The organism is Synechococcus sp. Cu2B8-bc1011, from assembly GCF_047302735.1.
Classification (GTDB): domain Bacteria; phylum Cyanobacteriota; class Cyanobacteriia; order PCC-6307; family Cyanobiaceae; genus Synechococcus_C.
Genome location: NZ_CP138915.1, coordinates 1,223,957 through 1,236,512 on the forward strand (window position 1 = coordinate 1,223,957; position 12,556 = coordinate 1,236,512).

The following is a 12,556-nucleotide window of genomic DNA, read 5'->3' on the forward strand; positions in this document are numbered from 1 at the left end:
GCTACAGCAGTCTTTTTCAGTTACAGCACCCCCTCACACAGCCAGCCCTGAAGCGCCATGGTTCCTGATGCTTTGCACAACGAGCTGGCAGCCATTGCCGATCTCAACTTGCTAACGAGTCCAGCCGATTTGGATCGTTATTCCCGTGATGCCTACGACTACTCACCAGTGCTGCGAAAACAGCTCAGCCAATGCCGCGCTGATCTTGTTGTCAGCGTGGCTTCAGTGCAGGCGGTGCAAGCGGTGGCCGCGGCGTGCCATCGCAATGGCGTGCCGCTGACCTTGCGCGGGGCGGGAACGGGTAATTACGGCCAGTGCGTTCCCTTGAAAGGAGGTGTGGTGCTCTTGATGGATGCCCTGCGCGAGGTGCGTTCCATCGATCCGGTTTCTGGTGTGGTGACTGTGGAATGCGGTTGCTTGATGCGTGACCTGGACCGCGCTTTGGCTGTTCATGGCCGGCAATTAAGGCTGTTTCCAAGTACTTGGCGCAGTGCCACGATCGGTGGCTTTATCAGCGGGGGATCTGGGGGGATCGGTTCGGTGCGTTGGGGATTTTTGCGAGATCCCGGTCACCTCCTTGGCCTGGAGGTGGTGACGATGGAGTCTTCACCTCGGCTGTTGCAACTAGAGGCCGGAGAGGCGGAAGCCTTAAATCATGCCTATGGCACCAATGGCATCATCACGGCGCTCAAGCTCTCCTCGGCGGCGCGGGTGGCGTGGCAGGAGGTGGTGGTGGATTGTCCCGACTGGGCGAGGGCGGTGGAGTTGGCCCAGCGATGTGGTCAAGCTGCGGTTGAGTTGAACCTCTGCACCGTTCTGCAGTCGGCCATCGTGGAGCGCCTTCCGTCTTGGAGTGGGGCCTCACGGGGACAGCACCGGTTGCTGTTGTTGGTGGCTCCCGATGGGGTAAGCACGATTGAACGTCTGGCGAGTTCTTTGCAGGCGCAGGTGCAGGTGCTCGGGCCAGAGGACAACCGTCAGGGCAATGGTTTGAGGGAGTTGAGCTGGAATCACACAACCCTGCATCTGCGCAACCACGATCCCAACTGGACCTATCTGCAGATGCTTCTGCCCCAACCTGAACAGGCCTGCCTGGATGCGCTCCAGCAGCGCTGGGGCGATGATTTCGTGTGGCATCTCGAGGCCGTTCGTCAGCAGGGGACCTTTCGATTGGCGGCTCTGCCAGTGGTCTATTGGAGAGGGGCGAAGGCTCTCCAGGACTTAATCGACGACTGTCGTGCTCAGGGGGCATTTGTGTTTAACCCCCATGTCCTCACTGTTGAGGGAGGCGGCCTGGGTGTGATTGATGGCGATCAGGTGGCAGCGAAGCATCGCCACGATCCTGATGGCTTGCTCAACCCTGGAAAGCTTGGCGGATTTCCAGCGTGATCAGCAGTCCAGGCTGTCGCGGGTGGAGACACCGCTGCTGGAATTGACGCCATCAGCGTCCTGACAGAGCCGACGTTGATCCTCCCGATCCAATAAAGCATCCGTGAAATCAGCGCCCTCGATGTCTGCACCGGCAAAGCTGCTTCCGGAAGCGATCACGCCAAGAAGCAAGGCATCGCGAAGATCTGTTTTGGAGAAATCGGCACGATCCATGAGCGCATCACTGAGGTTGGCGCCATGGAAATTGGCTTCTGGGAATTCCGCTTGGGTGAAGATCGTTCCTTGCAGGTTGGCGTCGCTGAAATCAGCCTTCCTGCCTGTCGCACCGGCGAAGGATGTGTTGACGAGGTCCTGCCCGTGGAAGTCACCGCCGCTCTGGTTGGTCAGGGTGTAATCCACCCGCTCTTGGAATAAAGCTCGATCTTGAAGCCCCACACCAGTGGAGGTATCGAGTGCGATCACCGGGAATGGCAGAGCTGTCATGAGCGCCAGCAGAGCAAGAGCGAACAGGGAGCGCAGAGTCTGGTTGCGCATGACGGATGCATCGAAAGCTGACCTCACTCTGCCGTTTGTTCCTGCACGCTGAGTGGAACGCAGCTGAACCATGTGCCGATGAGGGGTTTGAGGAAATGTTTATCCCTAGTGCTCTTGCAACACTCCCTCTCTCAACAAGGATCCAATCAAATACAAGGAGCCTGCAATCACAGGCGTTGGCCTTGATCTGTCTGCGTCATTCTTGGACAGCCTGATGAGAACGTTCTCCACGCTTGAGGCGCTCCTCAGTTGATGCGCATGCGTTGGGCAGATCTTGCTCAATGCGTCAGCTGTCCAGCTGAGATGCCCTGGCACCGGCACGATCCAGGCTTCATCGTTTGGTTTCAACAAAATTCTGAGCATCTCCGGGGCTTGTTTATGGGCCTGAATGCCAAGAATCCAGACCTGGTGATGCCCTGGCTGGTTCCAGCATCGACGCTCAAGCGCGAGCTGCTGAGCTGCATCGGGGTTGTGGGCTCCATCCACACGTACAGATTGGTGGTTCCAGTGCAGCGTTTGAAGCCTTCCAGGCCAACGGGCTTGAGCCAGGCCTTGTCGGATTTGCCCCTCTGTTATCGAGCTGCCAAGTGCCTTCATGCGTCGCAGCGCAGCACAGGCTACGGCTCCGTTTCGCCGTTGTAGGCGTCCAGATAGCCCTAGCTCCCACTGGTCTGTGAGGGGTGACACCCACTCCAGCGTTGCACCCATCTCTTGGCTGCGGGCCTCCAAGACCTTGGTCACATCCTCGTGTTGAGGGGCGCTGATCACATGCGCTCCAGGGCTGATCACCGCAGCTTTTTCGCTGCTGATGGCGGTTAAGGAGTGGCCGAGATGCTCGCAGTGATCCATGCCGATCGAGCCAATGGCGATGAGAGGTCGATAGGGATGGGCCGTTGTGGCATCCAGCCGTCCTCCAAGGCCTGCTTCGAGGACAAGCCAATCCAGGGCGTTGGCATCGAAATGGACCAGGGCGGCGCTGATCAGCTGTTCGAACGGCGTCAGGTTGTGGCGCTGCGCCAGTGGTTGGAGTTGTTTTAAGCGTTGGCGTAGTTGGGCGAGCTCGATCTGCTGCTGGTTCACGCAAATCCGTTCACACCAAGTTGTGAGATGGGGAGAGGTGGTCAGTCCAGAGCGAAGACCTGCTGCGGTTAGGCCGCTGTGAATCATGCAGGCGATCGAGCCTTTGCCATTGGTGCCCACCACCTGAACGGCGGGAACATCAGCGCAGGGGCTGGCTAGATCAGCAAGCGCGCTCTGCATGCGCTCAAGGGATAGATCCATCCCCCGCTGCTCAAAGGGAGAGATCAGGTCCGCCAACTCATCAACGGGGTCAACCTTGGACCGGGTCACTTGTTCAGCAGTTCCAGCGTCCGTTCAAGGCGGGAGAGCAGCTCTTTCACCTCTCGGCGATCGATGATTAAGGGAGGAACCATCCGCACCACTTTGGCCCCGGCAGGAACGAGTAAAAGTTTTTGAGCTAAAGCTGCTTTGACAACGTCAGCAGCATTGAGATCGCAGTCCTCTCGAAGCACTAAACCCTGCAGTAAGCCCCATCCTCGGGCTTCCTGGAGTTGTTGAGGGAAGCGATCTATGAGCTGGTTGAGTCCAGCTTTTAATTGCTCCCCCCGTTCTGACACGTTGCGGAGCAGCTGTCTCCGTTCCAATTCGCGGGCGACGGTCAGCCCAGCGCGACAAGCAAATGGGTTGCCGCCGAACGTGCTGGCGTGATCTCCGGGTGCAAACAGATCGGCGTGGTGGGTTGTCAGCAGGGCACCGACCGCATGGCCGCCACCGAGACCTTTCGCCAAGGTGATCGCATCAGGTTGGACCTCCAGTTGCTCGTAGCCCCAGAGCCGGCCGCTGCGACCCATACCCACTTGAACCTCGTCAAAGATCAACAGGATGTTGCGTTCATCGCAGTGGCGACGAATGGCACGGAACACATCGGGATCTCCTGGATTCACACCGCCTTCGCCCTGGAGCGGTTCGATCAGCACAGCGCAAACTCGAGGCCCATGGCACTCCAGGCGGTTTAAGAGCTTTTCAAAGCTCTGGATGTCGTTGTAGGTGAAGGTCTCAAACCCCTCCACAATCGGCTCAAATCCCACGTGATAACGAGGTTGTCCGGTGGCGCTCACCGCTGCCAGCGTGCGGCCATGGAAGCTTGCGGCCGCCGTCAAGATCACGGGTCGTTCGATTCCCCGTCGTTGATGGCCATGTTTGCGGGCCAATTTGATGGCCGCTTCATTGGCTTCTGCACCAGAATTGCAGAAGAAAACACTGTCGGCGCAGCTGTGATCCACGAGCCAACGGGCTAGCTCTTCCTGTTCAGGAATCTCATACAGATTGGAGACGTGCTGCAGGCGGCTGAGCTGATCCTTAAGCGCACGCCGCATCGCGCGGTTGCTATGGCCGAGGGTGCAGGTGGCAATTCCAGCCACGGCATCGAGGTAGCGATGACCTTTGCGGTCGCGGACCCAGCAACCGTTCCCACTCACCAGAGTGAGCGGATAACGGTTGTAGGTCCCCATCACAGCAGTGGATGGCGACTCAGTCATGCCAGTGGTTTTTTGGGATGCTTCTGCCATTTCGCCCGACTGTTGACCAGTGGCCTTCGTTCACCTATTGAAGCTGACCAACCTTGATCGAGTTGGCCACGTATTGAGGTGGCCATGACAGTTCTTTTGACTTGCTTCTCTCTGATGGATGAACGACGGGCCCATGCAATGGGTCGGATCATCGCGGTTAGCTCATACAGGTGGTCGGACTTGAACCGACAAGGGTTTCCCCGCCGCATTTTGAGTGCGGTGCGTCTACCAATTCCGCCACACCTGCTAGTTCGCGTCTCCAGACGCTCTAGGTCCCTCAATGAATTGAGGACTCTCAAATTACCCTACACGTTTTGCGACTGAGGCTTCCTCAGGATGTACGCCTGGTTAATTTGGCTCCAGTACGACCAAGCTTCGCTTCAATATCGGCGTACCCACGGTCGAGGTGGTCGAGGCCACTCACTTGCGATTTCCCCTTCGCCACCAGTGCCGCCAACACCATGGCCGCTGAGGCCCTGAGATCGGTTCCATTCACTGGTGCCCCGCTGAGTGCGGACACGCCTTCTACAACCGCAGTGTTGCCTTGAACCCTGATGGAGGCACCCATGCGCTGCAGCTCTGCGACGTGCTGCATCCGATTTTCGTAGATCTTTTCGGTGATCACACTGGTTCCCTGTGCCGTGGCCAGTAAGGCCATGAAGGGTGCTTGCAGATCGGTGGGAAAACCAGGGAACGGTTGGGTGGTGATGTCGATGCCCTTGATCTCACCTGGAGTGATCGTGATCCCTTCGTCGTCGATCTCAAGTTTGCAGCCGCAGTCGCGCAATTTCTGCAGCACTGCACTGAGGTGATCAGGAATCACGGGTGCCACTCTGAGCTTGGATCGGGTGATGGCCGCTGCAAGCAGGAAGGTACCGGCCTCAATACGGTCGGGAATCACCGTGTAATCGCAACCTTGGAGTTGATCTACACCTTCCACGGTGATGGTGGGTCCACCAGCCCCGCTGATTTTGGCGCCCATCGCAATCAACAAGTTGGCGAGATCCTGAACCTCTGGCTCCTGGGCTGCATTCGAAATCACGCTCGTGCCTTGAGCCAAGGCGGCAGCCATCAAAATGGTTTCCGTGGCGCCCACACTGGGGCAATCCAAAACGATCTCTGCACCTTTAAGACGTTGCTCCCTGCCTGGGATTGAGGCGGCAATGATCCCGTGCTCCACGTTCACAACGGCTCCGAGGGCCTTCAATCCACGGATGTGTTCCACCACCGGACGAGCACCAATGCGGCATCCACCTGGAAGGGGCACCCGCGCGTATCCCATGCGGGCGAGAAGGGGGCCAATGGCAAAAAAGCTAGCGCGCAAGCCATTCACCAATTCATAAGGCGGCTCTGCTCCTGTCATCTGATTGGCGTGGAGGTGCACCGTCTCGCCGCTGCGTTGAACCTTCACGCCCAGGGAAGACAGGATTTCTGTCATCCCGCCGATGTCTGTTAATGGGGGAACGTTGCGAAGGGTCAGGGGGGCTTCGGTTAGGAGAGACGCCGTCATCAGCACGAGGGCTGAATTTTTTGCTCCGCTGACGCGAAGCTCTCCGGTCAATTTTTCTCCACCATCAATCACGAGGTGCGGCTTGAGAATGTCTTGAGACGCAAGAGCCGCTGCCGTCATGCCCGTGATCACTAAATTCACGACCATCTTGACCATCAAGGATGAGACCGTCTAGACGGCCGGCGCTCAAACTGGTTCTGTTGGGTCAAGATCGTGTCTGACACTCCAAAGCTGATGTCGTATGGTCGTCAGGTCACGTTTGTGACGCCAGCGGTTGTGGCGGAATTGGTAGACGCGCATGTTTCAGGTACATGTGTCTTCGGACGTGGGAGTTCAAGTCTCCCTAACCGCATTAACGTGATTGGGTCAGGACTCCCAACGCCTCCATGATTGTGCTCAAGATCTCCAACTCATCGGAGGTAGTGGCTTCCAAAGTTGGCAAGTTCCTCGAATTTTTGACACCGGACTCCATTGATCAATCCACCGTGGAAGATCAAGTCATTAAAAAGTTGGTTGAGAATCTGGCCGCTGAAGGCATCAAAGGTGAAATTGCTGCGGTTCAAGGCATCGACCTCAACGGTCAGAATCTCAATCTTCACGACGGCATGAAAGTTCGTAAGCACACGAGCTTCTGATTACGTGTCATTGGAAGATCAGTCAGATGAGCTGATCACAAGTCGCCGCAACCCACTTGTGCGAAGGCTTCGTTCGTTGTCCGCCCGTGCAGGGAGAGACGAGCACGGCCTCGTTCTGTTGGAAGGAACCCACCAAGTTCAAGAACTCCAGAGTTGTTCTTGGCCAGATTCTGTGGCACTTGATGTTGTGGCAACTCCCGCTTGGTTGCAGACGCACGCTGGCTTGATTCGCGCTTTGCCGGGATCTGTGCGGGTGCAGAGGATCAGTTCCGAAGCGTTGCAAGCCGGCTTAACCACGGTTCAGCCCGATGGTGTTGCCTGTTTGCTGCCCTTCTCTTGCTTGCCTTCAGCGGTTGAGGCCCCCGACTTTGTTCTGGCGCTTGATCGCATTCAGGATCCAGGCAATCTCGGAACCCTGCTGCGCACTGCGCGGGCCGCAGACATCCAGCAGGTTTGGTGCGCGTCCGGTGCTGATCCGTTGGCGCCGAAGGTGGTTCGCTCGTCGGCTGGTGCGATCTTGAGCCTGCCCGTTGCGCGCTTTGGCCCTGATCCAATGGAAGGGGTGGTTCAACTCGCGAAACGACTGAACCAAGCGCGCGAGGACGGACTTCAAATTGTGGCCACTTTGGTGCCAGATGCGGCCGCAAACTTACGCGTTCAGCCCTACTGGGAATTGGACTGGACCCTGCCCACGGTGCTGCTGCTCGGAAACGAAGGTGCAGGTCTGGACCCGTTGTTGCAGGCCTGTTGCTCCGCTGGCGTGACCCTGCCCCATAGCTCTGCTGTGGAATCGCTCAATGTGGCGGCGGCGGCGGTCCCTCTGCTTTTGGAGAGGCGACGGGCGAGAATGACGTCTTCAATGCAGACGATCGGGTGAGCGACGCCAATTTCGACTTCGATGTGATCGTCATTGGCGCCGGATATGGCGGCTTTGATGCAGCGAAACATGCAGCCGAACATGGCCTCAAGGTGGCCGTCCTTGAATCCCGCGACATGGGAGGCACCTGCGTTAACCGTGGCTGTGTCCCCTCAAAAGCACTGTTGGCTGCCAGTGGTCGCGTGCGTGAGCTGGCTGATGCTGAGCATCTTGCAGGGTTTGGAATTCATGCTGCTCCTGTGCGTTTTGAGCGCAAGAAGATTGCTGATCACGCCAATCAACTGGTGGCCGCGATTCGATCCAATCTCACCAAAACATTGGAGCGGGCAGGGGTCACCATCCTTCGCGGTCAAGGTCGGCTTGAGGGGCCTCAACGGGTTGGGGTGCGGGAGATCAGCGGCGTGGACCGGGTCTTAACGGCACGGGATGTGATCTTGGCCACTGGCTCTGATCCCTTTGTCCCCCCGGGCATCGAAACGGATGGGCGCAGTGTGTTCACCAGTGATGAGGCGGTCAATCTGGAATGGCTGCCCCGTTGGATTGCGATTATTGGCAGTGGCTATATCGGACTGGAATTTGCGGATGTCTACACGGCTTTGGGCTGTGAAGTCACGATGATTGAGGCCTTGGATCGGGTCATGCCAACCTTTGATCCTGATATCGCCAAGATCGCAGCCCGCAAATTGATCGATGGCCGCGATATCGATGCGCGCTCTGGGGTTTTGGCCAAATCGATTCAACCCGGATCACCGGTGCAAATTGAGCTGGTTGATATGAAAACTAGAGAGCCAGTTGAAACGTTGGAAGTGGATGCGGTGCTCGTAGCGACAGGCCGTGTGCCCAGCAGCAAACATCTCAATCTCGAGTCTGTGGGAGTGGAGACCAATCGTGGGTTTATTCCCATAGACGACAGCATGCGCGTGTTGGTGAATGGTGCTCCACTGGCCAATCTCTGGGCCGTCGGTGACGTCACCGGCAAGTTGATGCTCGCCCACACGGCCGCAGCTCAGGGTTCAGTGGCTGTGGACAACATTCTTGGTCACCCCAGGCAAATCGATTACCGCAGCATTCCTGCCGCCACTTTCACGCATCCTGAGATTAGTTCAGTCGGCTTATCGGAAGCCGATGCCAAGGAGCTCGCTGGAGAAGAGGGCTTTGAGCTGGGAACAGTACGGAGCTATTTCAAAGCCAATTCCAAAGCGCTTGCTGAATTGGAAAGTGATGGCCTGATGAAGTTGTTGTTCAACAAAACCAGCGGGGAGGTTCTGGGGGCGCATATCTACGGTTTACATGCGGCTGATCTGATCCAGGAGATTGCGAATGCGGTGTCCCGTCGTCAAAGCGTGATCCAACTCGCCAATGAGGTGCACACACATCCAACGCTGAGTGAAGTGGTGGAAGTGGCCTACAAGCAGGCGGCTTCAGCGGTGGGGTCCTGAGTGATGGAGATCCGCCGTCGTCCACCTAATCCCAAGGTGCAAGTTGCGCATTTGGAGTACGCGGTCCCTGATCAGGACGGCGAACCTCGCAATATTTTGGAAAAAATCGTTTGGGAGAAAGATCGCGAGATCGCGGTTGCCCGTGAGCGCATGCCATTGGAGCAGTTGCGCCGCAAGGTGGCCGATTTGCCCCCAGCCCGTGATTTTCTGGCTGCGTTAAGCGCTGCTGCAGTCAGGCCTGCCGTGATTGCTGAGGTGAAAAAAGCGAGTCCCAGCAAAGGTGTGATTCGAGAGGATTTCGATCCAGTCGCGATTGCCAAGGCTTATGCGTCAGGTGGGGCAAGCTGTCTTTCGGTGCTCACCGATAAAACCTTTTTTCAGGGCGGTTTCAATGTGTTGATTGAGGTGCGCAAAGCCGTGGATCTTCCACTGCTTTGTAAGGACTTCATCCTTAGCCCCTATCAGCTCTATCAGGCGCGAGCAGCTGGAGCCGATGCCGCGCTTTTGATTGCGGCGATCCTCACCGATCAAGACCTTGCCTATTTCGCCAAGGTCGCTGCAGCACTTGGTCTTACGGTTTTGGTCGAGGTGCATGACGCGGCAGAGCTGAAGCGGGTGTTGGCCCTGGGTGGATTCCCTTTGATCGGAATCAACAATCGGGATCTCACCAGTTTTGAAACGGATTTGGCAACGACTGAAACGCTCACGGCCCAATTCGCTGAACAGCTGGCGGAGCAGCAGATTCTTTTGGTGAGCGAATCGGGACTGTTCCACCGAGCTGATCTTGATCGTGTTCAAGCCGCTGGAGCACAGGCTGTTTTGGTGGGTGAAGCCCTGATGCGGCAAGCGGATGTGGAGGCAGCACTTCAATCCTTGATCCATGGTTCAGGGGGAGGTTGAAAGGCTTGGATCAGCACGAACAAGCCGTCAATCGGTTGGTCGCGATCTCTGTCCGGCAGAATTAATGAATCTTGGGATCGCGACTTGCTGATCAGTGTTCTGACGGGCTTCGCGGCAGGTGCTGTGCACGTTGTTGGTGGTGCTGATCATTTGGTTGCCATGGCCCCCTTTTCGCTGAGGCGTCCGTGGCAGGCCGTGAAGTCTGGAATGGCTTGGGGCGGCGGCCACTCTCTTGGGGTGTTGTTGCTTGGCGTTGTTGCGATTTTTTTTAAAGATCTGATTCATGTCGAAAGCATGTCGGCATGGGCTGAATTTTTAGTGGGGGTGTCGTTGCTTGTGATTGGCGCTCTTGCCATTCGAACCGCATTTGGCTTGGAGTTGCACACCCATGACCATCACCACGATGGTTCGGCCTTGCATCGCCATCTCCATCTGCATCTTCGCGGGCAAAACAGCCATCGACGCCATGCTCATGCGGCATCTGGCCTTGGATTGCTCCATGGTTTGGCGGGAGCCGGCCATTTGTTGGCTGTGATCCCAGCTCTTGCCCTACCGGTTCATGGTGCTGTTCTGTATCTCGTTGCTTATTTGTGCGGATCGATGGGCGCCATGCTCGCTGTAGTGAGCACACTCTCCATTCTCACCATGCGTAGCAGCGCTCGTTTCCTGCCACTTCTGGTGGGCTGTACGGGTGGATTATCGATCGTGACAGGAGCGATCTGGCTCCAGAAAACATCAACTGCCTTGTTCTAATGGTCGTGTGACGAGGGCCACAACTTCTCCGATGAGGTGCCCTCGCGGAATCCTTCCCCATTCCCGGCTGTCTGTGCTGGCATCTGGACAGTCACCGAGAATGGTGAGCTGATGATCAGCGACAGCGCTCAGCCGTTTGATTACCCGCCTTGAAGGCTGCTGGGGATGGATGCAAACGACGATGGCACCAATCGCTGGGAGCTCTGAGTGTTGATTGTGGGGCCGCACGATGACGCGGTCCTTAGGTTTCAGCGTTGGCCACATGGAATACCCCTCCACTTGCATCACCCGTCGCCGACCACAAAAAAACAGCAGTAGGTCGAGGAGACCTACCGCTGCAAGAGATGGTTGAGATCCTGATATAGAGCTCAGAACCTGACTCAGGAAGCTGTGACCCAGGCGTCAGTGCGGCCTTTGGACTGCCAGAACATGCCGTGGATTTTCTCCACAGCGGCGAGAAGCTCTTCAGCTTTGCCTTGGTCGATGTGAACCTTGCAGGCGCTGCAAAGTTTCGCCGCTTTCCAGAAGGTGTCGTGAAGATCGGGGAACGTTGCCAGGTGCTCGGGCTTGAAGTAGTCGGTCCAAAGGATCAAGAGTTCTTTCTTGGTCTTTTGGGCTTCATCTTCCTTGACCGCAACGAAGCGAGTAAAGGTGTTGAGAGCAGCGTGGTGGTCTCCTGCAGAGGCAGGAGCTTCCAAAGCCTTGAGCTTTTTGGTCATTGCAAGCACTGCTTCAGCGTGAACACGAGCTGAAGCAGGGTCATACACACCGCAAGGTCCGTCGCAGTGGGCTTCAACGGTGGAAGCGGGCAAGGAGCGAACGATCGCTGATAGAGCCGTGCGAAGCATCGGGTTTGAACCAGAATTTTCGTTCGATAAGCCTACCTATGGATCACCTGCCTTTGGATCACTTTTTGATGTCTAATAGTTCGACTTCAAAAATCAGGGTTGCGTTCGGAGGGATCACTCGGCCTGCACCACGCTGGCCGTAGCCCAGCTCAGGGGGAATGACCAACTTGCGCTTTCCGCCCACTTTCATCCCTTGGACGCCTTCATCCCAACCTTTAATTACCCGACCGGCTCCAAGCGGAAATTCAAACGGAGTGCCGCGGTCGTAGCTCGCATCAAATTGCGTGCCGTCTTCGAGGGTGCCGCGGTAGTGCACCACCACGTTCTGTCCCGAGCTCGCTTCATCACCAGTGCCGACAACTAGGTCGGTGATTTTCAGTCCACTCGCGGTGACCTGAGGCTTCTCTGCTTCCATCGGTCCGCCGAGCGCTGAAGCATCAGCCAGGTTGGTATCGGGAGCCATTGCAAACAAGGTGGGGTTGGGGTCGTCAGGGTCGAGTTCCATGGGATTGGCCACGGCCTGAACGACAGCCGCTTGGGACTTAATCGCAGTGCTGCTGGCCATGGTGGATGGCGTTGCGGCAGTCACCGTGGAGGGCGCCACCAGTTGGCTGATGAGCGCCACCATCAAACAGGACACAAAGACAGCGGTGCTGATCAAAATCTCGCGCACAGAATTTTGCTCGATTGAACCCAAGTTTGGCAGTTCATTCTTCTCGCTCCTTTTGGCGTAACTGCTGCTCAAGGCGATCGATTCTCCCCCGAAGCTCATCCACTTCTCGCTGACTGGCCAGACCGAGGTCTTGAAGAATATGGTCGCGGTTGCGTTCGAGGTTGCGGCCCATCTGCTGCTCGAGTTCTGGTGTTTCGCCGCGCAATGCTTTCAGCACATCGTCCACAAGTGCGGAGGCATGGCTTGAATCAAGACGGCCGCTGCTCACCCATTCCTGGGTGACATAACGAAGCCGATCTGCAACAAGGGTGGTGGTGCCGAGTCCACGAAGAAGTAGCTGTTGCAGGGGATTGGCAGTATCCATAGCCGTACGATGCGTCTCGATTCAGGATGGCTTGATCTCCCGGCAC

At 56.9% G+C, this 12,556-nt stretch carries 14 protein-coding genes and 2 tRNA genes; 7 read left to right on the forward strand and 9 right to left on the reverse strand.

All coding sequences use genetic code 11. The features are described 5' to 3' along the window. Positions 1–57: 57 nt before the first annotated feature. Positions 58–1,389, forward strand: coding sequence for an FAD-binding oxidoreductase (locus SIC18_RS06425; protein WP_413430441.1), 1,332 nt, complete (start codon positions 58–60; stop codon positions 1,387–1,389). Here SIC18_RS06425 and SIC18_RS06430 read toward each other — a convergent pair whose 3' ends face one another. From SIC18_RS06430 to murA, 5 genes are all read right to left on the reverse strand, one after another. Next, positions 1,390–1,923, reverse strand: a complete 534-nt coding sequence (locus SIC18_RS06430) for a pentapeptide repeat-containing protein (protein WP_048348021.1) — start codon at positions 1,921–1,923, stop codon at positions 1,390–1,392. It lies immediately after the preceding gene. Between the two features lie 105 nt (positions 1,924–2,028). Next, positions 2,029–3,204 (reverse strand): bifunctional folylpolyglutamate synthase/dihydrofolate synthase, encoded by a 1,176-nt coding sequence (locus SIC18_RS06435; protein ID WP_371190333.1) that lies wholly within the window; start codon positions 3,202–3,204, stop codon positions 2,029–2,031. Positions 3,205–3,269: 65 nt separating this feature from the next. Then, positions 3,270–4,511, reverse strand: coding sequence for an aspartate aminotransferase family protein (locus SIC18_RS06440; protein ID WP_413430442.1), 1,242 nt, complete (start codon positions 4,509–4,511; stop codon positions 3,270–3,272). Positions 4,512–4,676: 165 nt separating this feature from the next. Further along, positions 4,677–4,758, reverse strand: a tRNA-Leu gene (locus SIC18_RS06445). Positions 4,759–4,842: 84 nt separating this feature from the next. Next, positions 4,843–6,141 (reverse strand): UDP-N-acetylglucosamine 1-carboxyvinyltransferase, encoded by a 1,299-nt coding sequence (gene murA, locus SIC18_RS06450; protein WP_413430521.1) that lies wholly within the window; start codon positions 6,139–6,141, stop codon positions 4,843–4,845. A gap of 150 nt (positions 6,142–6,291) precedes the next feature. On the opposite strand from murA, the gene SIC18_RS06455 reads away from it, so the two are divergent. The 6 genes from SIC18_RS06455 to SIC18_RS06480 all read left to right on the forward strand — a co-directional run bounded on the left by SIC18_RS06455 (position 6,292) and on the right by SIC18_RS06480 (position 10,625). Beyond that, a tRNA-Leu gene (locus SIC18_RS06455) sits at positions 6,292–6,373 on the forward strand. Between the two features lie 34 nt (positions 6,374–6,407). Then, on the forward strand, positions 6,408–6,656 hold the full coding sequence (locus SIC18_RS06460) for a hypothetical protein (protein WP_048345990.1): 249 nt from the start codon (positions 6,408–6,410) through the stop codon (positions 6,654–6,656). Positions 6,657–6,660: 4 nt separating this feature from the next. Next, complete coding sequence (locus tag SIC18_RS06465) at positions 6,661–7,533, forward strand: TrmH family RNA methyltransferase (RefSeq protein ID WP_245407236.1); 873 nt, start codon at positions 6,661–6,663, stop codon at positions 7,531–7,533. Beyond that, the gene (lpdA, locus tag SIC18_RS06470; RefSeq protein ID WP_413430443.1) at positions 7,530–8,972 is read left to right on the forward strand and encodes a dihydrolipoyl dehydrogenase; all 1,443 of its coding nucleotides are present in this window, start codon (positions 7,530–7,532) and stop codon (positions 8,970–8,972) included. Before SIC18_RS06465 ends, lpdA begins: the two co-directional genes overlap by 4 nt. A gap of 3 nt (positions 8,973–8,975) precedes the next feature. Beyond that, positions 8,976–9,872: an indole-3-glycerol phosphate synthase TrpC gene (gene trpC, locus SIC18_RS06475; protein WP_048345992.1), complete on the forward strand. Its 897-nt coding sequence runs from the start codon at positions 8,976–8,978 to the stop codon at positions 9,870–9,872. Between the two features lie 84 nt (positions 9,873–9,956). Then, positions 9,957–10,625: a hydantoin utilization protein A gene (locus SIC18_RS06480; RefSeq protein ID WP_413430444.1), complete on the forward strand. Its 669-nt coding sequence runs from the start codon at positions 9,957–9,959 to the stop codon at positions 10,623–10,625. Here SIC18_RS06480 and sodX read toward each other — a convergent pair. From sodX to SIC18_RS06500, 4 genes are all read right to left on the reverse strand, one after another. Then, on the reverse strand, positions 10,608–10,889 hold the full coding sequence (gene sodX, locus SIC18_RS06485; protein WP_413430445.1) for a nickel-type superoxide dismutase maturation protease: 282 nt from the start codon (positions 10,887–10,889) through the stop codon (positions 10,608–10,610). The two genes, SIC18_RS06480 and sodX, sit on opposite strands and share 18 nt — an antisense overlap. Before the next feature lie 116 nt (positions 10,890–11,005). Beyond that, the gene (gene sodN, locus SIC18_RS06490) at positions 11,006–11,473 is read right to left on the reverse strand and encodes a superoxide dismutase, Ni (protein WP_048345995.1); all 468 of its coding nucleotides are present in this window, start codon (positions 11,471–11,473) and stop codon (positions 11,006–11,008) included. Positions 11,474–11,531: 58 nt separating this feature from the next. Further along, complete coding sequence (locus SIC18_RS06495; protein WP_413430446.1) at positions 11,532–12,146, reverse strand: FKBP-type peptidyl-prolyl cis-trans isomerase; 615 nt, start codon at positions 12,144–12,146, stop codon at positions 11,532–11,534. Positions 12,147–12,180: 34 nt separating this feature from the next. Then, positions 12,181–12,510: a phasin family protein gene (locus SIC18_RS06500; protein ID WP_048345996.1), complete on the reverse strand. Its 330-nt coding sequence runs from the start codon at positions 12,508–12,510 to the stop codon at positions 12,181–12,183. Positions 12,511–12,556 lie beyond the last annotated feature (46 nt).

Coding starts and splice junctions, on each gene's coding strand:
- SIC18_RS06425 (WP_413430441.1), top strand. CDS start 58: ATGGTTCCTGATGCTTTGCACAACGAGCTGGCAGCCATTGCCGATCTC.
- SIC18_RS06430 (WP_048348021.1), bottom strand. CDS start 1,923: ATGCGCAACCAGACTCTGCGCTCCCTGTTCGCTCTTGCTCTGCTGGCG.
- SIC18_RS06435 (WP_371190333.1), bottom strand. CDS start 3,204: ATGGATCTATCCCTTGAGCGCATGCAGAGCGCGCTTGCTGATCTAGCC.
- SIC18_RS06440 (WP_413430442.1), bottom strand. CDS start 4,511: ATGGCAGAAGCATCCCAAAAAACCACTGGCATGACTGAGTCGCCATCC.
- murA (WP_413430521.1), bottom strand. CDS start 6,141: ATGACGGCAGCGGCTCTTGCGTCTCAAGACATTCTCAAGCCGCACCTC.
- SIC18_RS06460 (WP_048345990.1), top strand. CDS start 6,408: ATGATTGTGCTCAAGATCTCCAACTCATCGGAGGTAGTGGCTTCCAAA.
- trpC (WP_048345992.1), top strand. CDS start 8,976: ATGGAGATCCGCCGTCGTCCACCTAATCCCAAGGTGCAAGTTGCGCAT.
- sodX (WP_413430445.1), bottom strand. CDS start 10,889: ATGTGGCCAACGCTGAAACCTAAGGACCGCGTCATCGTGCGGCCCCAC.
- sodN (WP_048345995.1), bottom strand. CDS start 11,473: ATGCTTCGCACGGCTCTATCAGCGATCGTTCGCTCCTTGCCCGCTTCC.
- SIC18_RS06500 (WP_048345996.1), bottom strand. CDS start 12,510: ATGGATACTGCCAATCCCCTGCAACAGCTACTTCTTCGTGGACTCGGC.